At 59.1% G+C, this 23,500-nt stretch carries 26 protein-coding genes; 15 read left to right on the top strand and 11 right to left on the bottom strand.

Annotated elements, in window-relative coordinates:
* Nucleotides 1-74: 74 nt before the first annotated feature.
* The 3 genes from POR16_RS19360 to POR16_RS19370 all read right to left on the bottom strand — a co-directional run bounded on the left by POR16_RS19360 (nt 75) and on the right by POR16_RS19370 (nt 1,556).
* Nucleotides 75-362: a PA4642 family protein gene (locus POR16_RS19360; RefSeq protein ID WP_004419120.1), complete on the bottom strand. Its 288-nt coding sequence runs from the start codon at nt 360-362 to the stop codon at nt 75-77.
* A 66-nt stretch (nt 363-428) separates the two neighbouring features.
* A complete protein-coding gene (locus POR16_RS19365; RefSeq protein ID WP_005891214.1) occupies nt 429-932 on the bottom strand; it encodes a hypothetical protein in 504 nt (167 codons plus the stop codon).
* A gap of 66 nt (nt 933-998) precedes the next feature.
* Nucleotides 999-1,556, bottom strand: coding sequence for a hypoxanthine-guanine phosphoribosyltransferase (locus POR16_RS19370; RefSeq protein ID WP_005891211.1), 558 nt, complete (start codon nt 1,554-1,556; stop codon nt 999-1,001).
* Between the two features lie 208 nt (nt 1,557-1,764).
* Between POR16_RS19370 and upp the strand changes: the two genes are divergently transcribed.
* The gene (gene upp, locus POR16_RS19375) at nt 1,765-2,403 is read left to right on the top strand and encodes a uracil phosphoribosyltransferase (RefSeq protein ID WP_002552170.1); all 639 of its coding nucleotides are present in this window, start codon (nt 1,765-1,767) and stop codon (nt 2,401-2,403) included.
* 4 nt (nt 2,404-2,407) lie between these two features.
* Nucleotides 2,408-3,685 carry a uracil-xanthine permease family protein gene (locus POR16_RS19380; RefSeq protein ID WP_005891209.1) on the top strand — a complete coding sequence of 426 codons (1,278 nt, stop codon included), beginning with the start codon at nt 2,408-2,410 and terminating at the stop codon, nt 3,683-3,685.
* Nucleotides 3,686-3,775: 90 nt separating this feature from the next.
* Here POR16_RS19380 and hemH read toward each other — a convergent pair whose 3' ends face one another.
* Both hemH and POR16_RS19390 read right to left on the bottom strand, forming a co-directional pair.
* Nucleotides 3,776-4,798, bottom strand: coding sequence for a ferrochelatase (hemH, locus tag POR16_RS19385; protein WP_005891208.1), 1,023 nt, complete (start codon nt 4,796-4,798; stop codon nt 3,776-3,778).
* 23 nt (nt 4,799-4,821) lie between these two features.
* Complete coding sequence (locus POR16_RS19390; protein WP_122381136.1) at nt 4,822-5,724, bottom strand: TIGR01777 family oxidoreductase; 903 nt, start codon at nt 5,722-5,724, stop codon at nt 4,822-4,824.
* A 273-nt stretch (nt 5,725-5,997) separates the two neighbouring features.
* On the opposite strand from POR16_RS19390, the gene POR16_RS19395 reads away from it, so the two are divergent.
* The 12 genes from POR16_RS19395 (at nt 5,998) to POR16_RS19450 (ending at nt 16,011) form a co-directional block, all read left to right on the top strand.
* Nucleotides 5,998-6,984, top strand: coding sequence for an NAD(P)/FAD-dependent oxidoreductase (locus POR16_RS19395; RefSeq protein WP_024690448.1), 987 nt, complete (start codon nt 5,998-6,000; stop codon nt 6,982-6,984).
* Entirely contained in the window at nt 6,981-7,196 is a 216-nt protein-coding gene (locus tag POR16_RS19400) for a TIGR02450 family Trp-rich protein (RefSeq protein ID WP_005891201.1), read from the top strand. Before POR16_RS19395 ends, POR16_RS19400 begins: the two co-directional genes overlap by 4 nt.
* A gap of 162 nt (nt 7,197-7,358) precedes the next feature.
* The gene (locus POR16_RS19405) at nt 7,359-8,315 is read left to right on the top strand and encodes a YbgA family protein (protein ID WP_005891200.1); all 957 of its coding nucleotides are present in this window, start codon (nt 7,359-7,361) and stop codon (nt 8,313-8,315) included.
* 5 nt (nt 8,316-8,320) lie between these two features.
* Nucleotides 8,321-9,232, top strand: a complete 912-nt coding sequence (locus tag POR16_RS19410; RefSeq protein ID WP_024670460.1) for a MerR family transcriptional regulator — start codon at nt 8,321-8,323, stop codon at nt 9,230-9,232.
* Between the two features lie 9 nt (nt 9,233-9,241).
* Nucleotides 9,242-10,690, top strand: a complete 1,449-nt coding sequence (phrB, locus tag POR16_RS19415) for a deoxyribodipyrimidine photo-lyase (protein ID WP_005891190.1) — start codon at nt 9,242-9,244, stop codon at nt 10,688-10,690.
* Nucleotides 10,683-11,105, top strand: coding sequence for a nuclear transport factor 2 family protein (locus tag POR16_RS19420; RefSeq protein ID WP_005891187.1), 423 nt, complete (start codon nt 10,683-10,685; stop codon nt 11,103-11,105). Before phrB ends, POR16_RS19420 begins: the two co-directional genes overlap by 8 nt.
* Complete coding sequence (locus POR16_RS19425) at nt 11,102-11,890, top strand: SDR family NAD(P)-dependent oxidoreductase (RefSeq protein ID WP_053931895.1); 789 nt, start codon at nt 11,102-11,104, stop codon at nt 11,888-11,890. The genes POR16_RS19420 and POR16_RS19425 overlap by 4 nt, the downstream gene beginning before the upstream one ends.
* The gene (locus tag POR16_RS19430) at nt 11,887-13,134 is read left to right on the top strand and encodes an NAD(P)/FAD-dependent oxidoreductase (RefSeq protein WP_005891178.1); all 1,248 of its coding nucleotides are present in this window, start codon (nt 11,887-11,889) and stop codon (nt 13,132-13,134) included. The genes POR16_RS19425 and POR16_RS19430 overlap by 4 nt, the downstream gene beginning before the upstream one ends.
* Entirely contained in the window at nt 13,131-13,931 is an 801-nt protein-coding gene (locus POR16_RS19435; protein WP_005891175.1) for a DUF1365 domain-containing protein, read from the top strand. Before POR16_RS19430 ends, POR16_RS19435 begins: the two co-directional genes overlap by 4 nt.
* On the top strand, nt 13,918-15,186 hold the full coding sequence (locus POR16_RS19440; protein ID WP_005891172.1) for an SAM-dependent methyltransferase: 1,269 nt from the start codon (nt 13,918-13,920) through the stop codon (nt 15,184-15,186). The genes POR16_RS19435 and POR16_RS19440 overlap by 14 nt, the downstream gene beginning before the upstream one ends.
* Complete coding sequence (locus tag POR16_RS19445; protein ID WP_005891169.1) at nt 15,179-15,700, top strand: DUF2878 domain-containing protein; 522 nt, start codon at nt 15,179-15,181, stop codon at nt 15,698-15,700. The genes POR16_RS19440 and POR16_RS19445 overlap by 8 nt, the downstream gene beginning before the upstream one ends.
* Complete coding sequence (locus POR16_RS19450; RefSeq protein WP_032618548.1) at nt 15,697-16,011, top strand: YkgJ family cysteine cluster protein; 315 nt, start codon at nt 15,697-15,699, stop codon at nt 16,009-16,011. Before POR16_RS19445 ends, POR16_RS19450 begins: the two co-directional genes overlap by 4 nt.
* A 137-nt stretch (nt 16,012-16,148) precedes the next feature.
* On the opposite strand, the gene POR16_RS19455 is transcribed toward POR16_RS19450, so the two are convergent.
* The 6 genes from POR16_RS19455 to hemA form a co-directional block, all read right to left on the bottom strand.
* Complete coding sequence (locus POR16_RS19455; RefSeq protein WP_005891163.1) at nt 16,149-16,667, bottom strand: acyloxyacyl hydrolase; 519 nt, start codon at nt 16,665-16,667, stop codon at nt 16,149-16,151.
* A gap of 116 nt (nt 16,668-16,783) precedes the next feature.
* Complete coding sequence (gene murI / locus POR16_RS19460; protein ID WP_005891158.1) at nt 16,784-17,599, bottom strand: glutamate racemase; 816 nt, start codon at nt 17,597-17,599, stop codon at nt 16,784-16,786.
* Nucleotides 17,592-18,362: a molybdopterin-synthase adenylyltransferase MoeB gene (locus POR16_RS19465; RefSeq protein WP_162010106.1), complete on the bottom strand. Its 771-nt coding sequence runs from the start codon at nt 18,360-18,362 to the stop codon at nt 17,592-17,594. Before POR16_RS19465 ends, murI begins: the two co-directional genes overlap by 8 nt.
* Nucleotides 18,356-19,189, bottom strand: a complete 834-nt coding sequence (gene prmC / locus POR16_RS19470; protein WP_005891153.1) for a peptide chain release factor N(5)-glutamine methyltransferase — start codon at nt 19,187-19,189, stop codon at nt 18,356-18,358. The genes POR16_RS19465 and prmC overlap by 7 nt, the downstream gene beginning before the upstream one ends.
* Nucleotides 19,190-20,272, bottom strand: coding sequence for a peptide chain release factor 1 (gene prfA / locus POR16_RS19475; protein WP_005891150.1), 1,083 nt, complete (start codon nt 20,270-20,272; stop codon nt 19,190-19,192). It lies immediately after the preceding gene.
* A complete protein-coding gene (gene hemA, locus POR16_RS19480; protein WP_005891147.1) occupies nt 20,269-21,546 on the bottom strand; it encodes a glutamyl-tRNA reductase in 1,278 nt (425 codons plus the stop codon). Before hemA ends, prfA begins: the two co-directional genes overlap by 4 nt.
* Before the next feature lie 226 nt (nt 21,547-21,772).
* Between hemA and POR16_RS19485 the strand changes: the two genes are divergently transcribed.
* On the top strand, nt 21,773-23,500 hold the full coding sequence (locus POR16_RS19485) for a tetratricopeptide repeat protein (protein WP_122381137.1): 1,728 nt from the start codon (nt 21,773-21,775) through the stop codon (nt 23,498-23,500).

The following is a 23,500-nucleotide window of genomic DNA, read 5'->3' on the forward strand; positions in this document are numbered from 1 at the left end:
CAGGCAGACCAGACGAGCGAAGCATCGCTCGGTCCGCGCCTGCAATTCCTAGAGATTGTGGCGTTCACTAACTATCAGCCGCGGGCTTTTTCGATCAGTTCGATGTACTCATCGGCATTGCGCTGATCCTTGATCAGGGCGATGAAGTCGTTGCCGTGTTCGTCCTTGCCATCAAAGTCGTGGCCGGCTTCCTTGAAGAACACCAAGAAACGCTCGAAGTCATTGATGCGCAGGCCACGGTAGGCCTTGATCAGTTTGTGCAGTGACGGCGAGGTGGCATCGTACGGTTCGAAGTTCAGGAACAACTTGATCTGCTCATCGCCGATCTCATCCCCAATCAACTGCTTCTTGTCTTTACGCATTGCAGGCTCCAGCTTGTCGCGGACACTTTCACGGGCGCGCAGTTTACCCCCCGGTGAGCGCAGGGCTCAACGCGTACGTGCTGATGTGGTGTGCAGGTCGGCCCAGATATGGCCGTTGGCGTAGCTCAGGTACTGGCAATAAACCTTTTCGTTGCGCAGCAGGTCCACCAGCACCCGATACTGAGACAGCGGGTAATAAAGGGTCAGGGTTCGGGATGGCTCGTCATAGGTGGGCTTTTTCAGGCTTTTGCTTTCGCCGCCATCGAAATGCACCAGCACCTGTGAGATCGACGCGCCCTTGTTCAGCGACTTGCCGTTGAGGCGCAGCGACAACGGCGAGGTCACCGGGATCGGCTGCTGACTGGATTGCCGCTGATTACCGGCAACAATGGTGTACTCGGTGACCTGCATCAATTGCTGCTGCTCCGGCGCACCGTCACGCAGGCTCAGGTCATCAGGCGGCAGATATTGCTCGTGCATGGGGCTGACTGAAACCGGCGCAGCGGGCGCTGCGACTGTCACACCAGACAACAGCACCAGCGCCACGGCGCCGGGAATCAGTAGCTTCATTCGGGAGTTCCAGATAATTGCGAATCGACGACCGCCCCTTCTCGCAGAAGCGGTCGTCAGAATGCCTTACATCCCCTTGACGGCATAGATGCCGGCAGCATTACGCCAGTAACCTTTGTAGTCCATGCCGAAGCCGAAGATGTAACGGTCGATGCATGGCAACCCCACGTAATCGGCTTTCAGGTCAGGCCGGGCCTTGCGGTCGTGGTCCTTGTCGATCAGCACCGCGGTGTGTACAGCGCGGGCACCGGCGTGTTTACAGAAGTCGATGATGGCGCTCAGCGTGTGGCCTTCATCGAGGATGTCGTCGATGATCAGCACATCACGGTCAATGAACGAGACTTCGGGCTTGGCTTTCCAGAACAGATCGCCACCCGTGGTTTCGTTGCGATAGCGCGTTGCGTGCAGGTAGGACGCTTCCAGCGGGAAATTCAGATGGGTCAGCAGCTTGCCGGAAAAGATCAGGCCGCCGTTCATGACGCAGAACACGACCGGGTTGCGGTCTGCCAGTTCGGCGTTGATCTGCGCACCGACACGGGCAATGGCAGCGTCGACTTCGGCCTCTGTGTACAGGCAGTCAGCCTCGCGCATGATTTGACGGATATGCTCGAGATCAGCGGACATGACGCTCTCCAGTTATGGCGGTTCAAGAAAAGCGGGCAAAGGTACGCATCCGTTCAAGCCAGAGCAAGCGATTCTGGACTAACGTTGCGAGTGTCTTCTAAAAGTAGCGAACGTCGACGCCTTAGGACAATACTGCACGTGCGTTAAGACAGTAACAGCTGAATAGATTAATCTAGGCCGATTTTTTGCCCCGCTGGAGCTTTCCCCCATGCCCATTCGTGAAATCCGTCACCCGCTGATCCGCCACAAGCTCGGTCTGATGCGCCGCGCCGATATCAGCACCAAGAATTTCCGTGAGCTGGCTCAGGAAGTCGGCGCTCTGCTTACCTACGAAGCGACAGCCGATCTTACCCTTGAAAACTACGATATTCAGGGCTGGGCGGGTACCGTGTCGGTCGAGAAGATCGCTGGCAAGAAAATCACTGTTGTGCCCATCCTGCGGGCCGGCATCGGCATGCTCGACGGTGTGCTCAGCCTGATTCCGGGCGCCAAGGTCAGCGCTGTAGGCGTCGCCCGCAACGAAGAGACCCTGCAGGCCCATACGTACCTGGAAAAGCTGGTACCGGAAATCGACGAGCGTCTGGCCATGATCATCGACCCGATGCTGGCAACCGGCAGCTCGATGGTCGCGACCATCGACCTGCTCAAAAAAGCCGGCTGCAAGGAAATCCGTGCGATGGTGCTGGTGGCTGCGCCGGAAGGCATTGCTGCGGTCGAGAAGGCTCACCCGGATGTGATGATCTACACCGCGTCCATCGACGAGCGCCTCAACGAACACGGCTACATCATTCCCGGTCTGGGCGATGCCGGTGACAAGATTTTCGGCACAAAACAGAAGGACGCGTAACCCGATGACGCAGCAGGAGTTCAACGATCCACTGTGGCGCACCATTCTGTCAGGTGCGCAAATGCTGTTCGTGGCCTTTGGCGCGCTGGTGCTGATGCCGCTGATCACCGGACTAGACCCCAACGTCGCGCTGTTTACTGCAGGTCTCGGCACGCTGTTGTTCCAGATCGTCACCGGGCGCCAGGTGCCGGTCTTTCTGGCATCGAGCTTTGCGTTCATCACGCCGATCATTCTCGCCAAAGGCCAATTCGGTCTGGCCGCGACCATGGGCGGTGTCATGGCGGCAGGCTTCGTCTACACCTTTCTTGGTCTGGCGGTGAAAATCAAAGGCACCGGTTTCATCGACCGCATGCTGCCGCCGGTAGTGATCGGGCCGGTGATCATCTCGATCGGCCTAGCCATGGCGCCGATCGCAGCCAACATGGCGATGGGCAAGACCGGCGATGGCGTAGTGCTGATTCCTTATCAGACCGCCATGCTGATTTCGATGCCTGCGCTGCTGACGACCTTGATCGTGGCAGTATTCGGCAAGGGTATCTTCCGTCTGGTGCCGATCATTTCCGGCGTGCTGGTGGGGTTTGCGCTGTCGTTCTATTTCGGCGTGGTAGATACCAAAAAGATTGCTGACGCAGCCTGGCTCGCCCTGCCGCACTTTACGGCGCCGGAATTCAACTGGCAGGCGATTCTGTTCATCGTCCCGGTCGCGCTGGCCCCGGCCATCGAACACATCGGTGGCGTTATAGCAGTCGGCAGCGTGACCGGTCGCGATTACCTGAAGAAACCGGGCCTGCATCGCACCCTGTTTGGTGACGGCGTGGCGACAACTGTTGCCGGTCTGTTTGGCGGACCACCCAACACCACGTACGCCGAAGTGACCGGCGCGGTGATGCTGACTAAAAACTACAACCCGCAGATTATGGTCTGGGCATCGTTTTTCGCGATTACCCTGGCGTTTATCGGCAAGTTCGGCGCACTGCTGCAAAGCATTCCGGTACCAGTGATGGGCGGGATTCTGTGCCTGCTGTTCGGTTCGATTGCCGCAGTGGGGATGAACACGCTGATCCGCCACAAGATCGACCTGGCCGAAGCACGCAACCTGGTGATCGTTTCAGTAACCCTGGTGTTCGGTATCGGCGGCGTGCTGATCGGCACTGGCAACGGCCCGAACGATTTCGGCCTGAAAGGCATCGCCCTGTGCGCCGTGACCGCGATCGTCCTGAACCTGATATTGCCCGGGAATGACAGCTGGAAGAACAAGCAGCTGGATGATCAGTTGCCGTAACGCCTGGCGCTTGAAGAACACTATCGTGCCCATGCTCCGCGTGGGCATGCAGTTCTGGGCGCTCTGCGTCCACCTTTGATGTTCAGCACGTCACAACATCAACGGCGCACGCTCGCATAGCCTGCTCAGTTCTTTTGCCCAGTTCGGATCGTCGTTCAGGCACGGCACCAGTATCAGCTCCTCGCCTCCCGCCTCCTTGAACTGCTCTGCCCCGCGATCGCCAATCTCTTCCAGCGTCTCGATGCAGTCCGCCACGAACGCCGGGCACATGACCAGCAGCTTCTTCACGCCTTGCGCCGCCAGCTCATCGAGATGTGCTTCGGTGTAGGGTTCGATCCACTTGGCGCGCCCAAGACGCGACTGGAACGACACCGACCACTTGCCATCCGGAATGCCCATGCGCTTTGCGAACGCTGCCGCCGATTGAATGCACTGAGCGCGGTAGCAGGTGGCAAGCACTTCGGCTGGCGCGGTCATGCAGCAATCGTCTTTCAGGCAGTGCTTGCCGGTCGGATCAAGCTTGTGCAGGTGCCTCTCGGGCAAACCATGAAAGCTCAGCAGCAGGTGGTCGTAAGACTGCTCCAGGTGCGGGCGCACGCTTTCTACCAGCGCACTCAGGTACTCGGGCTGGTCGTAGAACGGCTGCAGCACCGAGAACTGCATTTTCAGCGATTTGGCCCGCACCACGCGCTTGGCCTCTTCGATGACTGTGGTCACCGTGCTATCAGCGAACTGCGGATAAAGCGGGGCCAGCGTCACCTTCTTGAAGCCCTGCTCCGACAAGCGTGTCAGCACGGTTTCGATAGAGGGCTCGCCGTAACGCATCGCCAGCTCGACCGGGCCATGCGACCACTCTTTCTTCACGGCCGCTTGCAGCCGCTTGCTCAGCACCACCAGTGGCGAACCTTCATCCCACCAGATGGAGGCGTAGGCGTGAGCGGACTGTTCGGGGCGTTTGATCAGAATCAGCGACACCAGCAGCCGGCGCACCGGCCATGGCAGATCGATCACATACGGGTCCATCAGGAACTGGTTTAGGTAACTGCGCACGTCGGCCACTTGAGTAGAGGCAGGCGAACCCAGGTTGACCAGCAACAAAGCGTGATCAGTCATGCAACATCCTATTTCAAAGGCTTTCAGTGGCGGCCCAGCAATTCCTGCAGGGCAGTGTCGAGTTCGGTGTATCTAAACGTGAAACCGGCTTCCTGCAAACGCTCCGGCCTGGCGCGCTGGCCGCCGAGAAGCAACACCGAGAGCTCACCCAGCAACACTTTCAAGGCCAGTGCAGGCATGGGCATGAACGCTGGCCTGTGCAGAATGCCTGCCAGTGTCTTGGCAAACTGCTGGTTGCGCACCGGTGACGGCGCACAGACATTATAAGGACCCTTTGCTTCATTCAGATTCAACAGAAAATCAATCGCCGCAATTTGATCATCGATGTGAACCCACGGCATCCACTGCCTGCCGTTGCCGATAGGCCCGCCCATGCCGAACCTGAAGGGCGGCAACAGGCGTTGCAGGAAACCGGCCCGGTCCGACAGCACCAGCCCGGTACGTATCAGCACCACACGCACGCCCAATGACTCGGCACGCAGCGCGGTTTCTTCCCAGGCGTTGCACAGCTGGCTGGCGAAATCTTCTTTGGCAGGTGGTGACGTTTCGTCGATTTCCCGCTCGCCGCAGTTGCCGTACCAACCCACGGCAGAGCCGGAGATCATCAGCGCAGGCTTTTGCGAGCGGGTGCCCAGCCAGGTCAACAACTGTTCGGTCAGGCCGATACGGCTTTCCCACAGCAGCAGACGGCGCTTGCGGGTCCAGGGGCGATCGGCAATCGGTGCGCCAGCCAGATTGATAATGGCATCCACCGACAGTGTACCCAGCTCATCGAGACCGGCAATGCCACGCACGGACGGGCCGCACAGCTCGGGCACATCAGCAGGCTTTCGGCTCCACACGGTCAGCTCATGGCCTTGAGCAGACCAGAAACGACAGAGTGCCCGTCCTATCAGACCAGTACCACCGGTCAGCAATATATGCATGGCAGATAACCTCGCGTGGCGTGCATGACAATTGAACAGTCTTATCTTCAACAGCTTCGCTTGTCAGGAAAAGGAAACTGTTTGCTGAACCATAGGCCACACCTGAACAGGTCGCTGTTTTGACCGCTTGCCCGGTGGCTGACGGTTCGACCTTGCAGGTTGCAATGTGACTCACTGTGCAGACTCAAAAACCACTGCAACTTATACCAAACAAGAAGATTGTACAGGTTTTCACTACGGCGTAGTCTGTACAGACAAGGTAACGAGGCCCCTATGACTGTCCCTATCGCAATCATCGGTACCGGTATCGCCGGACTTTCAGCAGCCCAGGCGCTTACATCTGCCGGGCATCAAGTACACCTATTCGATAAAAGCCGCGGCAGCGGTGGTCGGATGTCCAGCAAGCGCAGCGATGCGGGGTCGCTGGACATGGGTGCACAATATTTCACCGCGCGTGACCGACGCTTCGCCACAGCAGTCAAGCAGTGGCAGGCCCAAGGGCATGTTGCCGAATGGACACCGCTGCTCTATAACTTCCACGGTGGCAGGCTCAGCCCTTCTCCGGATGAACAGGTGCGTTGGGTCGGCAAGCCCGGAATGAGCGCAATCACCCGCGCCATGCGTGGCGACCTGCCGGTGTCATTCTCGTGCCGCATCGCCGAAGTGTTTCGCGGTGAAGAGCACTGGAACCTGCTGGATGCCGAAGGCAAGAATCACGGCCCGTTCAGCCATGTCATCATCGCCACCCCTGCCCCGCAGGCCAGTGCATTGCTGGCTGCCGCCCCGAAACTGGCCAGCGTGGTCGCAGGCGTCAAGATGGACCCGACCTGGGCGGTCGCGCTCGCTTTCGAGACGCCGTTGCAGACTCCCATGCAAGGTTGCTTCGTTCAGGACAGCCCGCTTGACTGGCTGGCCCGCAACCGCAGCAAACCCGGACGTGACGACACCCTCGACACCTGGGTCCTGCACGCCACCAGTCAATGGAGCAGGCAAAACCTCGACGCTTCACGAGAACAGGTCATCGAGCACCTGCATGGCGCCTTTGCCGAATTGATCGACTGCGTGATCCCCGCCCCGGTGTTCAGTCTGGCGCACCGCTGGCTGTACGCCCGACCTGCCGGCTCACATGAATGGGGCGCCTTGTCGGATGCCGACCTGGGCATTTATGTCTGCGGCGACTGGTGTTTGTCCGGACGCGTGGAAGGTGCCTGGCTCAGTGGCCAGGAAGCCGCACGCCGTTTGTTGGAACACATGCAATGAACCAGATAAACCCGCGCAAACTGCTGCTGTCGAAATGGACCGCAGCCACCCCGCTCAATCGTGAAAAGCACTTTCTGGTGACTGAACTGTTCAAGGATGAAGAAGGCACCGTGCTGGAGATCGAACTGCAAGCCGTACTGACCCAGCGCAGCGAGCGGCTGCCGTGGCAGGTGCTGCAGCAGTCGGACATCTGGCAGATGGGCTGGAAATGATTTTCGTGCCAATACGTGCGGAACGAGAATCAAAGGCAGTCGGCAGCAGCCTTTAAAACCCTCTACAAAGAATTTGACTTGTACACCTATCCCCCTATGATGAGGAGAAGTTGTACAGCACAGTTAATCTGTACAAGTCTTCTGTAGAGGTGATTGATGCCCATGCCTGCAATCGAAAAACCCAAACTCGGCATCAGTGCCTGCCTGATGGGCGCCGAGGTTCGTTTCAATGGCGGACACAAGGAGTCTCACCTGTGTACGCAGGCACTGAGCAAATATTTCGATTTCGTCCAGGCCTGCCCTGAAGTGGCGATCGGCATGGGTATTCCGCGAGAGCCGATCAGGCTGGTTGGCGACGCAGAAAACCCTAAAGCGCTGGGCTCGGTCAATCGCGAGCTGGATGTTACAGAGGCCCTTGCGGAGTACGGCGTACAGATGGCCGAGGAGCTGGGCGATATCTGTGGTTACATTTTCATGCAGAAATCCCCGTCCTGCGGTCTGGAGCGGGTCAAGGTGTACCGTGAGAACGGCGCGCCGGTCGACGGCGGCGGGCGCGGTATCTATGCGCAAGCCTTTTGCGAGCGCCACCCCAACCTTCCGGTCGAGGAAGACGGGCGTCTCAACGACGCCGTACTGCGGGAAAACTTCGTGACGCGGGTATTTGCCTACGCGGCCTGGCAGCAACTGTTGAAAGATGGCGTTACCCGACGCGCGCTGACCGAATTCCACTCACGCTACAAATATCAGTTGATGGCCAACGACCCGGTGCAGTACAAGGCGCTGGGCAAGATGCTGGGCAGCATGGGCCGCAGTGACCCTAACGAAATAGCCCCTCTGTATTTCAGCGAACTGATGGCAGCCTTGAAGAAGTGCGCCACCCGCAGCACCCACACCAATGTGTTGCAGCACCTTTGCGGTTATCTCAAGCAGACCATCACCAGTGAAGATAAACAGGAAATCCAGCAAGTGATCAGTCAGTACCATCAGGGCATCGTGCCGCTGATCGTACCGCTGACCCTGCTCAAGCATCATTTTCGCCAACACCCTGATCCTTATGTGGCACTGCAGGTTTACATGCAGCCCCACCCGGAAAACCTCAGCTTGCGAAATGCGATTTGACACTCATGAGTAATGAAGCAGAAAAAGACGCCGAGCTGCCGGGCGACTGGCTGCCTATTCGGGAAGTTGCCCGGCAGACAGGCGTCAACGCGGTCACCCTGCGTGCATGGGAACGCCGTTATGGCCTGATCGTCCCGCACCGCACAGCCAAGGGCCACCGGCTGTACTCGGACGAACATGTCCAGCGCGTCATGAAGATCCTCACCTGGCTCAATCGTGGCGTGTCGGTCAGTCAGGTCAAAGGCCTGATTGACGACAATGCGCAGGATGCCCTGCCCCCCACCAACGATTGGGACGCGCTGCGTCAGACGCTGCTGATCGCAATCGGTGAACTGGCCGAACGGCGCGTCGATGACGTGTTTAATCAGGCCATGGCTCTCTACCCGCCAAGAACGTTGTGCGAACAATTGCTGCTGCCCCTGCTGGCCGAACTGGAACAGCGCTGGCAAGGCAAATTCGGCGCCCGTCTGGAGCGTACGTTCTTCTTTTCGTGGCTGCGCAGCAAGTTTGGCGCACGGATCTACCACAACAATCGCCAGCTCAGCGGCAGCCCCTTGTTGCTGGTCAATCAGTCCGACCTGCCGCTCGAACCGCACCTGTGGCTCGCGGCCTGGCTGGTGAGCAGCGCTGATTGCCCGGTAGAAGTGTTCGACTGGCCGCTGCCGGTCGGCGAGCTGGCACTGGCCGCCGAGTACTTGAAGCCACGCGGCATATTGCTCTACTCCAGCAAAGCGCTGAACGTCGCCCAACTGCCGCGGCTGCTGGCCAATATTACCTGCCCTGTAGTGCTCGGCGGACCAACGGTGCAGATCCATAACGCCGAATTGCTCGTACATGCAAACGAGATAACTGGCCTGACCCTCGCCCACGACGCGCTCAGTGCGCAGATCGAGCTAGGCAGGCTCGGACTTATCTAAGGACTTCCCATGCAACTGATCTGGCTGCGCAGCGACCTGCGCGTTCACGACAACACTGCCCTGACGGCCGCCCTGCAGCGGGGCCCGACGCTGGCGGTGTACCTGCTCAGCCCGGCGCAGTGGCACAGCCACGACGACGCCGATTGCAAAGTGGATTTCTGGCTGCGCAACCTGGTGGAACTTGAAAAAGCGCTGGGCAAACTGAATGTGCCGCTGCTGATCCGCGAAGCCGACACCTGGGATAAGGCGCCCGAAGTGCTGTCGACGCTGTGCAAAGAGCTCAAGGTCGAAGGCGTACACCTCAATCAGGAATATGGCGTCAACGAAACCCGTCGTGATCAAGCGGTACAGCAGACCCTGGAAAAAGACGGCATTCACGTCACCCACTATCTGGATCAATTGCTGTTCAAGCCGGGCAGCATTCTGACCAAGACCGGTAACTATTTTCAGGTTTTCACCCAGTTCAAGAAAGTCTGCTATACCCGTCTGCACGAGGCCATGCCGCGCCTGGTGCGCACGCCGCCGGCGCAACAGCCGCTGTCGGTTAAAAGCGATGCGATCCCGGAGCAGGTAAAGGGTTTTGCCACGCCGTCAAAAGCGTTGCGTGATCTGTGGCCAGCAGGAGAAGCCGAAGCCAGTCGCCGGATGGCTGCCTTCGCAGATGAGCAGATCAGTTATTACAAGACCGACCGCGATTTTCCGGCCAAACCTGGCACCAGCCAGTTGTCGGCTTATCTTGCAGCAGGAGTGATTTCGCCACGCCAGTGCCTGCATGCCGCTCTGGCCAGCAATCAGGGTGAGTTCGAAACTGGCGATGTCGGCACCGTGACCTGGATCAACGAGCTACTATGGCGGGAGTTCTATAAACACACGTTAGTGGGCTTTCCGCGGGTTTCACGTCATCGCGCCTTCAGGCCAGAAACCGAGGCTCTCAAATGGCGCGATGCGCCCGATGAACTGCTGGCCTGGCAAGAAGCGCGCACCGGCCTGCCGATCATCGACGCCGCGATGCGCCAGTTGCTGGAAACCGGATGGATGCACAATCGGCTAAGGATGGTCGTTGCAATGTTTCTCACTAAAAACCTGCTGATCGACTGGCGCGAAGGCGAGCGCTTTTTCATGCGCCACCTGATTGATGGCGACCTGGCGTCGAACAATGGCGGCTGGCAATGGAGTTCCTCCACTGGCACCGACTCGGCCCCGTATTTCCGTATCTTCAATCCGCTGTCGCAATCAGAAAGGTTCGACCCCGAAGGCGTGTTCATCAAGCGCTGGCTGCCAGAGCTGGCCGACCTGAACAAAAAGCAGCTGCATGACCCTTCATCTATCGGCGGTTTGTTCGGCGCTGCCGACTACCCGAAACCCATCGTCGACTTGAGCAAAAGCCGCGCTCGCGCCCTGGCCGCCTTCAAGGCGCTTCCAGCCCGCCAGCCTGCTGCAGGACCCGACAATGGCTGAATTCCTGCATAGCTTTGCCGAAGGCTTTGCCGCACTGAACAAGGATAACCTTGAGCGGGTGGCCGAGCTTTACAGCGAAGATGTGTCCTTCAGCGACCCGATGCATGACATTCATGGCCTTGCGGCCATGCAGCGCTATTTCGCCCAGCTATATGCCAACGTGCACGATCTGCATTTCGACTTCCATGCCTTCGACGAAGTACGTCCCGGCGAGGGCTATCTGGTCTGGACGATGAGCTACTCGCACCCACGTCTTGCCGGTGGCCGGACGATTCGGGTAGAAGGCTGCTCGCACCTGAAGTGGCGCGACAAGGTTTACCGCCATCGGGATTACTTCGATGCCGGCGCGTTGCTCTATGAACATCTGCCCGTGATGGGTCGAGTCATCCATTGGCTGAAGAAGAGGTTGGGATGAACACTCCTGTTGCACGACGCATCTGGTTGACCGGAGCAAGCAGCGGCATCGGTCTGGCGCTGGCCAAAGAGCTGCTCGACGCCGGGCATCGACTGGCCTTGACCGCCAGGACGCTGGACCCCCTGCAGAAACTGGCAGACAGCCACCCGCTGCAGGTATTGCTGGTCACGGGTGACATTACCGACAGCTCGCAAGTCAAAGCCATGGCCGAGCGTATCGCGCAGGAATGGGGAGCGCTGGACACCGCGATCTTCAATGCCGGTACGTGTGAATACATAGACGCCCGCCACTTCGAGGCAGCGATGGTAGAGCGCGTGGTGCGCACCAACCTGCTCGCCAGCAGTTACTGCATTGAAGAAGCCCTGCCTTTGTTGCGCAACGGCAACCAGCCACACCTGGTGGGCGTTGCCAGCGCGGTGACATTCCTGGCGCTGCCCAGGGCAGAAGCCTATGGCGCATCAAAAGCGGGCCTGCGCTACCTTTACGAAGCTCTGCGCATTGATCTGGCCAGCGAAAACATCGACGTCACGATCGTCAGTCCCGGTTTTGTCGACACCCCGCTGACGCAAAAAAACGATTTCCCGATGCCTATGCGCTGGCCGGTCGAAAAGGCAGCTCGCTACATTGCCGATAACCTGAGCCGTACTCGTCGTCCGCTGGAAGTCTCCTTCCCTGCTGTGTTCATCCTCGCCATGCGTCTGCTGGCCCTGCTCCCGGTACGCGCACGCCTGGCCATCGGCAAACGCATGGCGCGCAGCGAGACAGGCCATAAGGACACTCCATGAAAATCGCAGTCATTGGCAGCGGTATCTCAGGGTTGACCAGCGCCTACCTGCTCAATCGCTCTCACGAAGTGACGGTTTTCGAATCGTCCGACTGGATCGGCGGGCACACCCACACCGTGGATGTAGTGGTCGAAGGGCGTCCTTATGCTGTCGATACCGGCTTCATCGTCTTCAACGACTGGACCTACCCGAATTTCATTCGCCTGCTGGGTCAGTTGGGCGTAGGTTTCAAACCCGCTGAAATGAGCTTTTCGGTGCACGACCCGCGCACCGGTGTGGAATACAACGGCAACAACCTCAACAGTCTGTTCGCCCAGCGCAGCAATCTGTTTTCGCCCAGGTTCTGGGGCATGCTGCGCGATATCCTGCGTTTCAACCGCCAATCGGTCGATGACCTGGAACAGCAGCGCATCGCCGCAGACACCACACTCGGCGACTACCTGAAAAGCGGCGGCTACGGCCAACGTTTCATCGATCATTACATCGTGCCCATGGGCGCCGCGATCTGGTCCATGTCGCTGGCCGACATGCTCGGCTTTCCCCTGCAATTCTTCGTGCGCTTCTTCAAGAACCACGGCCTTTTGTCGGTGACGCATCGTCCGCAATGGTGCGTGATCGAGGGCGGCTCGCGAAGCTATGTAGGACCATTGACCGCTTCATTCCGGGATCGCATTCGTCTGTCGTGCCCGGTCACCCGCGTAGAGCGCGACAGTGAAGGCGTGACCATACACAGTGCTGCAGGCAGTGAGCGTTTCGACAAAGTGGTGTTCGCCTGTCACAGCGATCAGGCACTGGCACTGCTGGGCGATCCGTCCAGCGCCGAACAGTCGATCCTCGGCGCTTTGCGCTATGCCGAGAACGACGTGGTGTTGCACACCGATACCCGCTTGCTGCCTGACCGCCGCCTGGCCTGGGCAAGCTGGAACTACCGTCTTGGCGGTGCAAAGCAACAGCAGGCCGCCGTCACCTATGACATGAACATCCTGCAAGGCATCGAAAGCGATACCACGTTCTGCGTCAGCCTTAACCAGACATCAGCCATTGATCCGGCGAAAATTCTCGGTAGCTATCAGTACGCGCATCCGCAATACAGCCTTGAGGCAATAGCCGCGCAGGCGCGCTGGCAGGACATCAACGGCGTCAGCCACACCTGGTATTGCGGCGCCTATTGGGCCAACGGCTTTCACGAAGACGGCGTGGTCAGCGGGTTGCGGGTGGCCGAAGCCTTTGGTGAAACACTGTGAACAGCGCGCTCTACAGCGGCTGGATCAGCCATCGACGGTTTTCGCCCCGTGCCCATGAGTTCACCTATCGCATAGGTCTGCTCTACCTGGACCTGGACGAACAGGACACCGTGCTGGGGCTTTCACCGCTGGCAGGGCGCAAACGTTTCGCGCCGTTCTCGTTTCGCGAACGCGACTATCTGCCGGAGCTGACTGGGCACGGCACGTCGCTCGTAGACGCCGTCCGCGAGCGCGTCGGCAAGGCGCTGGGCCGCACGCCGTCGGGTCGTGTCTGCCTGCTGACGCAAGCACGCAGCTGGGGCCTGTCGTTCAACCCGGTGAGCTTTTTCTACTGCCACGAGGCTGACGGCACACTGGCTGCGATTCTGTGCGAAGTCACCAATACGCCGTGGGGCGAGCGTTACAGCTACGTCCTGCCTGCGACCGGGGCCGGCCATCAATACTTTGCGGTGGCCAAAGCCTTTCATGTTTCCCCGTTTCTGCCGCGCGATCTGGAATACCGCATGAGTTTCCGCCAGCCGGGCGAGAGGATCGGTGTCCACATGGCTGACTGGCAAGGCGACCTGAAAATGTTCGACGCCACGCTCAATCTCACGCGTCAGGACCTCAGCCGCCAGACGTTGCATCGCTACCTGATCACTTATCCATGGATGACCGCAAAAACCTGTCTGGCGATTTACTGGCAGGCAATGCGTCTGCTGGTAAAACGCATTCCCATTTTTTCTCATCAGGCCGCCGACGGCGAATACCGTGCAGCCGCCGCGCAATCCAAGGATCAACACCATGAAAAGCAGTAGCAGTAGTTTTTCTGCCAATCTGGGTACCAATGGTCTGACGGCAAACATTCTGCGTCGCGGAGTGCTGCGTCAACTCGCAAGCCTGCGCAACGGTCAGTTGGTGGTCGTTGAAAGGGGCGAGCGACATGTGTTCGGCAAGACCGGCGCGCTGATTCAGGCCGAGGTGCATGTCGTTGACTCCGCCGCTTGGGGCATGATCGCCAGCACTGGCTCCATCGGTGCAGGCGAGGCATTTATCCACGGCTACTGGACCACGCCGGATCTGACCGCAGTCGTCCGGGTGTTTGTCAGCAATCTGGATGTGCTGGACGCAATGGAAGGCGGCATGGCGCGCCTGACGCGGCCGCTGATTCATGGTTTGCACTGGCTCAACCGCAACACCCGCGAAGGCTCGCAGAAAAACATTGCGGCCCATTACGATCTGGGCAATACGCTGTTCGAGCAGTTCCTCGACCCTACCATGATGTATTCAGCGGCGCAGTTCCTCAGCGACAGCGACACGCTGGAACAGGCCCAGCTGAACAAGCTGGAGCGCATCTGCCAGAAACTGGCCCTCAAACCTACTGATCACCTGCTGGAGATCGGCACAGGCTGGGGCAGCATGGCCATTTACGCCGCGCAACATTACGGCTGTCGCGTGACCACCACCACACTGTCGAAAGAGCAGTTCGCCTATACCGAGCAACAATTGATCAAGCTGGGCTTGCAGGATCGCGTCACGCTGCTGCTGACCGACTACCGCGACCTGACCGGTGAATACGACAAGCTGGTGTCCATCGAAATGATCGAAGCGGTGGGCCATCGCTTTCTGCCGACCTATTTCAAGCAATGCGCGAACCTGCTCAAGAGCAACGGCATGATGCTGCTGCAGGCGATCACTATTCGCGAGCAGCGTTATGCACAGGCCAAACGCAACGTCGATTTCATCCAGCGCTATATCTTCCCGGGTGGCGCCTTGCCTTCGGTAGCGAAGATCCTCGACATCGTTGGCAGCGACACAGACATGAATCTGCTGCACATGGAAGACTTCGGCCTGCACTACGCCCGTACGCTGCGCCTGTGGCACGACAACTTCAAGAGCGCGCACGGCAGACTCACCGAACTGGGTTATGACGACTATTTCCTGCGCCTCTGGGAGTTTTACCTGTGCTACTGCGAAGGTGGCTTTCTGGAGCGAACGATCGGTACGGCTCAGTTGCTGCTGGCCAAGCCGGAAGCACTGCGCGAACCCTTGCTTGGGCGTTTCAATGCTTAAATCACTCGCCAATGCCGTGCTCTTCCAGATCGGCTGGTTTGCCTGTGTATTGGGCGGTAACAGCTATTGGCCGCTGATTGCGGTCGGCGTGCTGGCCATTCACTTCCTGTGGATCAGCTCCTGGGCAGCGGAAGGCCGGCTGATTCTGACGGTCACGCTGGTCGGCATCGTGATCGACAGTGCCCTGATGGCGCTCGGGGTGTTCGACTTCGGCGTCGACGGCTATCTGCTTCCCCTGTGGCTGGCGTTGTTGTGGGCAGTCATGGGTACCACGCTCAATCATTGCCTGGCATGGACTGCCAAACCCTTATGGCGAGCCTTCGTGCTGGGCGCTATTGGCGGCCCGATGTCGTACTATGCCGGCTCGCAGCTGGCGCAGGTCCACCTTCCCCTCGGGTTGTGGCCGAGCATGATAGTGCTGGCTCTGGTCTGGGCAGGTGTATTCCCCCTGCTCCAATGGCTCGCCGCGCGAACCCTCAGCCCTTCAGCCAGACACCCGGGAGACACGCTCTGAACCCCACGCTTATTCCGCTCGCAGAGGTGCCCGTCGAGTCGGAAGTCACCTGTTCGACCTGCGCGGCCTGTTGCTGCCAACTGGAAGTGATGCTGATCACTGACACGGGCGTGCCTGAACGCTACATCGATAACGATGAATGGGGTGGCGAGGTCATGTTACGGCTGGACGATGGCTGGTGTGCAGCACTGGATCGCAACACCATGATGTGTACGATCTACGAGAAACGACCATTGATCTGCCGCGAATTCGAAGCCGGGGCGGAAGACTGCCTGAATGAACGCAAAGGGATTGCGACGGCTTATCTTTGATCAGTGTTGCTGGCTGAACATGAGTTTCTGCGGGAGTGAGCTTGCTCACGAAGGCGTACATTTAAATACCCCATTTACCGGGGCTGCACCGACCTCTTCGCGAGCAGACTCGCTCCCACAAAAGTTGTATATACCGATCAGAACGGCATCTTGTAGTGCAGGGCGTAGCTTTCTATACCATCGTTCGGCTCTTTGATGCCGGCGTTGGAATAGTGAGTGGCGCGAATGCCGACTTCGTGACCGCCTGCAAAGCGCAAACCGAAACCGATACGGTCTTCGAAGTTAAACGCTGAACCGAACTTGCGATCTTCAACCTGAGTGTTCGAGAACACCGAGACGCCGATACCGGCTTCTACGTAAGGCTTGACGTTACCGTTGCCGAATTCATAGACCAGAACCGGGGAGAACGACAGGCTGTGGTTGTCCTTATAGTCCTTGCCATCCCAGTACGTGTAAGCGCCATCCCAGTAACCGGTCAGACGACCGATGTCGCTTTGCAGCCAGGTCTTGTCCCAGTCGAATTGCACGCCCAGGCGATAAGCCATTGTGGACTCGCCGGTCTGCCCAACAGAAAATTCAACGCCGTCGGCCTGCGCCAGTGAAGCCTGGCCTGCCATAAGGGCCGAGAGCACGGCCAGGCAAAAGAGTCTCTTCATGAGAAACGTCCTAAATTGTATGAAGTTGTAGAAAATATTGGAATTCGTCAGTCGCACGTATAGAAGCCAGCGATAAGAAGTAAGTTCAGCCCCAAAGCGCTTTTTTCACATTTTTTTTACAAACGGAAGCTTCTCACATTGCAGGAGCTTTGCGATAGAAAAGGTAGGATTTTTCTGAAATTGTCCGGTATGCCACTAGACCAATACAAAGTGTCACGCGCAGGACCGCTGGCCAGCAGACCGGAGCGAGACAACAGCCTCTGTAACTGGCGTGCTACGGCGGCCCCGGTGTCGATCAGCGTGACCGATTCAGGCAGCATTTCCCGCAACAAGGGCTTGAGAAAGGGGTAATGGGTACAGCCCAGAATGATGGTGTCGCACTGCGCCGCCAGTAAAGGCTTGACGTAATGCTGCAACAACTGCCGAATCTGCGGGCTTATCAGATCACCGGTTTCAATCAATTCGACCAGGCCAGGACACGGCTGGGTCACCACCCGCACATCACTTGCAAAGCGATCCAGCAACGCCGCGAACCGTGCGCTCTGCAAGGTGCCCGTGGTTGCCAGTACACCCACCACGCCGCTGCGAGTGGCCTCGGCAGCCGGTTTGACGGCAGGTTCCATCCCCACGATCGGCCAATCCGGATAGCGCTGCCGCAAGTGCGCCACGCCTGCAGCCGTCGCAGTATTGCAGGCCACAACCAATGCCTTGGCACCTTGCTCACGGAAGAACCCGGCGATGGTCAGGCAACGCTCGATGATGAACTCAGGAGTTTTCTCGCCGTAGGGAATATGCCCGCAGTCCGCCACATACAGCAGCGACTCATTGGGCAATGACTGACGGATTTCATTGAGCACTGACAAACCGCCAACACCGGAATCGAAAATGCCGACCGGCGCGTCGCAACCATGGCTCATATGAACGTCAGGCATGCGCGCCCTGCCCGCTCGCCAGACCGCACACACTGCAGCCCGGATCACGCTTGACCTTCAGCTCACGGAAACGGGTGCTCAGGGCATCGATCAGCAAAAGGCGCCCGACCATCGGCTCGCCAAACCCGGCCAACAGCTTCAGGGCTTCAAGCGCCTGAAGGCTGCCAACCAGCCCCACCAGCGGACCGATGACGCCGGCTTCGCTGCAGGTCAGTTCCGCTTCGCTGCCGTGGCCATACAAACAGTGGTAACAGGGACTTTCGGCGCGGCGCGGGTCGAACACCGACAACTGTCCTTCAAGCCGAATGGCAGCACCGCTGACCAGTGGCTTGCCCGCTGCAACGCAGGCAGCATTGACGGCCTCGCGTGTGGCGAAGTTATCCGAGCAGTCGAGCACCACATCCACAGCATCCACTGCTGCGCTCAGTGAGTCGGCGTCCAGAGCCTCGCGATGGGCAACCAGGGTAATTTCGGGGTTGATAGCCTTGAGCCGCGTCATCGCCGAGTCAACCTTGGCCAGCCCGATGTTCTGCGTGTCATGAATGATCTGACGCTGCAGGTTGGTCATGTCGACATGGTCGTAGTCCGCCAGATGCAGCGTGCCGACCCCTGCAGCGGCCAGATAAAGGGCAACCGGCGAGCCAAGGCCACCGATGCCAACAATCAGCGCACTACCGTGTTTGAGGCGCAATTGGCCGTCGATATCGACATGCTGCAAAAGAATCTGCCGACTGTAACGCAGCAGCTCCTGATCACTCAGCACAGCTTGCATCCGAAGGTGATGCGCTCGTGCTCGCCCAGATCGCGGCGGGTCTGGATGCGCTCGAAGCCCTGGCGAATCAGCAGCTCACGCACCGCAGGGCCTTGATCGTAGCCGTGCTCCAGCAGCAGCCAGCCTTCCGCATTGAGATGCGTCGGCGCCTGCCGGATGATCTCACGCAAGTCATCCAGCCCGTCGGAACCGGCCACCAATGCACTGCTTGGCTCGAAACGCACATCTCCGGCAGCCAGATGCGGATCGGCATCGGCAATATACGGAGGGTTGCTGATGATCAGATCGAACTGCCGCCCTTGCAGCGCGCTGAACCAGTTGCTGTCGAGCACCTCGGCGTTGTCCAGATGCAGCCGCTTGCGGTTGCGTTCGGCCAGCGCGACGGCCTCGGGCACCCGATCGACCGCAGTGACTTTCCATTGCTGACGCTCATTGGCCAGAGCAAGTGCTATCGCGCCGGTGCCGGTGCCCAGATCAAGAACCTGCGCAGACGCAAAGGCAGGCACCAGCTCAAGTGCCGCCTCGACCAGCATTTCGGTTTCGGGACGCGGGATCAGGGTATGCGGTGCGACTTCCAGATCAAGCTTCCAGAAACCTTGCTGACCGAGAATGTAGGCCACCGGCTCGCCAGCGCGTCGCCGCTCCAGATAACCGGCAAAGGCCAAAGCGGCTTCGGTGCTGACAATGCGCTCGGGCCACGTGTGCAAAAAACTGCGCGGTTTACCCAGCGCTGCCGCCAGTAACAGTTCGATATCGAGCCGTGCAGTCGGCGATTCGGGAAGCTCGGCGCTTCTCAACAAACTTGCGATGATGGTCATTTAATCACCCAGTGCCGCAAGTTGATCAGCCTGATATTCAGCGAGTAGGGGCTCTATCACTGCGTCGACTCCGCCTGCCAGCACTTCATCCAGCGAGTACAGGGTCAGATTCACGCGGTGGTCAGTCACTCGCCCCTGAGGGAAATTGTAAGTACGTATGCGCTCGGAACGGTCACCGGACCCCACGAGCAGTTTGCGCTCGCTGGCAATGGCGTTGGCTGCCGCGCTGGTCTGCTGATCATTCAGCTTGGCAGACAGCCAGGACATGGCACGGGCTCTGTTCTTGTGCTGCGAACGCTCTTCCTGACACTCGACGACAATACCCGATGGCAAGTGGGTAATGCGGATGGCCGAGTCGGTTTTGTTGACGTGCTGACCACCGGCGCCCGACGAGCGATAAGTGTCGACGCGCAAGTCGGCCGGGTTGATCTCGATCGCCTGCTGCTCATCGGGCTCGGGCAGCACCGCCACGGTACAGGCCGACGTATGAATGCGGCCCTGGGACTCGGTCTCGGGCACACGCTGTACACGGTGCGCACCTGATTCGAACTTCAGTTTGCCATAGACACTGTCGCCTTCGACCCGGGCGATGACTTCCTTGTAGCCGCCATGCTCGCCCTCGTTTTCGGACAGAATCTCCACCCGCCAGCCTCGTCGTTCGGCATAGCGCGAATACATGCGGAACAGATCGCCGGAGAAAATCGCCGCCTCGTCACCACCGGTGCCGGCGCGAATTTCCAGAAACACGTTGCGGCCGTCGTTCGGGTCCTTGGGCAACAGCATGCGCTGCAACTGAGCTTCCAGATCGACCAGCTGCTGCTTGGTTTCGCGGACTTCCTCGACGGCCATGTCACGCATGTCGGGGTCGCTGTCCTTCAGCAACGCCTGCGCACCCTCAAGATCGGCTTGCACCTTGATCAGCTGTTTATAGAGCGCAACGACCGGCTCCACTTCGGCGTATTCACGGGAATAGGCGCGAAAGCGTGTCTGATCGCTGATGACTTCGGCGTCGCCGAGCAGCGCGGTCAGTTCCTCGAAACGGTCGCTGAGAACATCCAGCTTATTGAGCAGTGAAGCTTTCATTGCGGGGTTTTATCCGTCGAGCCCTCACCGAGGGCAAATAGTTCCTGGGCCATGGCCAGCGCATCGACGCGGCCTTCGGCAGACAGCTTCTTGAGCTGCACGCTGGGCGCATGCAGCAATTTGTTGGTCAGGCCACGCGCCAGCTGGACCAGTACATCTTCGGCATTGCTGCCGTTGGCCAGCATGCGTTGTGCCTTGCTCAATTCTTCGTCACGCAGACGTTCGCTTTGCTGACGATACGCGCGCAACACATCGACTGCTGCCAGCTCGCGCAGACGCGACATGAAATCGTCGGCACCCAGGCTGACCAATTGCTCGGCAGCCAGCGCAGCGCCCTGGCGACTCTTGAGATTCTCTGCCACCACTTCGTGCAGATCATCGACGCTGTAGAGGTAAACGTCATCCAGTTCGCCCACTTCAGGCTCGATATCGCGGGGTACAGCGATGTCGACCATGAAGATAGGCTTGTGCTTGCGCAGCTTCAGCGCACTCTCCACCGCGCCCTTGCCAAGAATCGGCAACTGGCTGGCTGTCGAACTGATCACGATGTCGCTGTTGACCAGTTCAGCCGGAATATCCGACAACAGCACGGCATGAGCACCGAACTCTGCGGCCAGCATGCTGGCGCGCTCCAGCGTACGGTTGGCAACCACGATACGCTTGACGCCAAGGTCATGCAGGTGTCGGGCGACCAGAGTAATGGTCTCGCCCGCACCGATCAACAAGGCCTGACTGCGTTGCAGGTCACTGAAAATCTGTTTCGCCAGACTGACGGCCGCAAATGCCACCGAGACCGGGTTTTCGCCGATAGCAGTATCGGTACGCACCTGCTTGGCAGCGCTGAACGTGGCCTGAAACAGACGCCCCAGCAGCGGACCGACGGTGCCGGCTTCACGGGCAACGGCATACGCGGACTTCATCTGGCCGAGAATCTGCGGCTCGCCCAGCACCAGAGAGTCCAGCCCCGAGGCCACGCGCATCATGTGGCGCACGGCAGCATCATCCTCGTGAACATAGGCACTGGCACGCAGCTCTTCCAGGCTGAGGTGATGGTAATCGGCAAGCCAGGCCAGAATACTGTCTGCCGCGAGGTGATCATGCTCGATATACAGCTCGCTGCGGTTGCACGTCGACAGGATCGCAGCCTCACGACTTTCGGTCAGACGGCAGAGCTGCTGCAGCGCCTCGACCAGTTGTTCGGGGGTAAATGCCACGCGCTCGCGAACGTCGACCGAGGCGGTCTTATGGTTGATACCGAGTGCAAGGAAGGCCATTCAGGGTCGCAGGTGGTGACGTGAAGCCGGTAATTGTCCTACTTCGATAAGCTCAGAACAACCACCGGATATTATTGTCCCACTACAATCGCTCGTTGCAGGCCGCGCTTTCGGGTCCGCAGCGTAGCAAACACACGCATTGCATCAGTTTTTCCAACGGCTGTGGGTTTTGCCGACAGCCTTGTGTCATGATGCTCCCACCGCAGGTAAGCCGCCCTTCTTATATATGAATAGATCCTCCGCGTTGTTCCTTGCTCTTGCTTTTCTAGCCGGCTGCCAGTCCACAGGCCCCGCCTCGTCGCAGCCCGTGCCCGCTCAAAAAGACGCGCCTCCAGCGCCTGAACCCAAGCCGCAAGTCTATGGCTCGTTCACTCAGGACACGCTGGTCAGCCTGTTGAGCGCGGAGCTGGCCGGCCAGCGCAATCGTTTTGACATCGCGCTGGATAACTACGTCACCCAGGCGATAAAGACCCAGGACCCGGGTGTTTCCGAGCGCGCCTACCAGATCGCCGAGTACATGGGCGCCGACCAGTCGGCGCTCGAAACCGCACTGGTCTGGGCGAAAAACGCGCCGACCAGTCTTGAAGCGCAACGGGCAGCAGCCATTCAGCTGGCGCGCGCCGGTCGCTACGACGACTCTCTGGCGTACATGGAGAGGGTTCTGCAAGGTCAGGGCGACACGCATTTCGACTTTCTGGCGCTGTCAGCTGCCGAAACCGACTCCGACACACGCAACGGTCTGCTCAAGAGCTTCGACCGTCTGCTGGGCAAATACCCGAACAACAGCCAGCTCATTTTCGGCAAGGCGTTGCTGCTTCAGCAGAACGGAGACGCCGAACAGTCGCTCAAGCTGCTGGAAGACAACCCGCCCAAAGAAGGTGAAGTAGCGCCGATCCTGCTCCGCGCGCGCCTGCTGCAAAGCATGAACCGCGGCAAGGAAGCAGTGCCCCTGCTGGAAAAAAGCATCAAGAAATACCCGGACGACAAGCGCCTGCGCCTGACATATGCGCGCATGCTCGTCGAGCAGAACCGCATGGAAGACGCCAAAGTGCAGTTCTCCTCCCTGCTCAAGCAGTACCCCGATGACGACGAACTGCGCTTTTCGCTGGCACTGGTCTGCCTGGAAGCCAAGGCCTGGGATGAGGCTGCGGGTTATCTTGAAGAGTTGATCGAGCGCGGCGCCCACGTGGACTCCGCGCACCTGAACCTGGGTCGTATTCACGAAGAGCGCGAAGACCCGCAAAGCGCACTCAACGAATACGCTCAGGTCGGACCTGGTCCCGACTACCTTGCCGCGCAATTGCGCCAGGCCGATATTCTGGTCAGCAACGGCAACGGTGCCGAAGCGGCCAAACGCCTGTCCGAAGCGCGGGCCGAAGAGCCCGACTATGCGATACAGCTTTACCTGATCGAAGCCGAGACGCTGACCAGCAATGATCAGCTGGATCGTGGCTGGCAGGTTCTGGGGCAGGCGCTCAAGCAGTATCCGGATGACGTCAATCTGCTTTATACCCGTGCCATGCTGGCTGAAAAGCGCAACGATCTGGCGCAGATGGAAAAAGACCTGCGAACCATCATCAAGCGCGAGCCGGAAAACGCCATGGCGTTGAATGCGCTCGGCTATACCTTGTCCGACCGCACCACGCGCTACGCCGAAGCACGTCAGCTCATCGAGAAAGCCCATCAGATCAGCCCTGATGACCCGGCGGTTCTCGACAGCCTTGGCTGGGTGAACTACCGCATGGGCAACCTGGACGACGCCGAGCGCTACCTGCGTCAGGCACTTGAACGCTTCCCGGATCATGAAGTGGCTGCGCACCTCGGCGAAGTATTGTGGGCCAAAGGCGAACAGCGCGAAGCCCGAAAAGTGTGGGCCAAGGCCCTGGAACAACAACCCGACAGCACCGTCCTGCGCAGCACTCTGCGGCGCCTGACCGGATCAGAGAACCTTTAA

This window comes from Pseudomonas coronafaciens pv. oryzae str. 1_6, assembly GCF_000156995.2.
In the GTDB taxonomy this organism is placed as follows: Bacteria; Pseudomonadota; Gammaproteobacteria; order Pseudomonadales; family Pseudomonadaceae; genus Aquipseudomonas; species Aquipseudomonas tremae.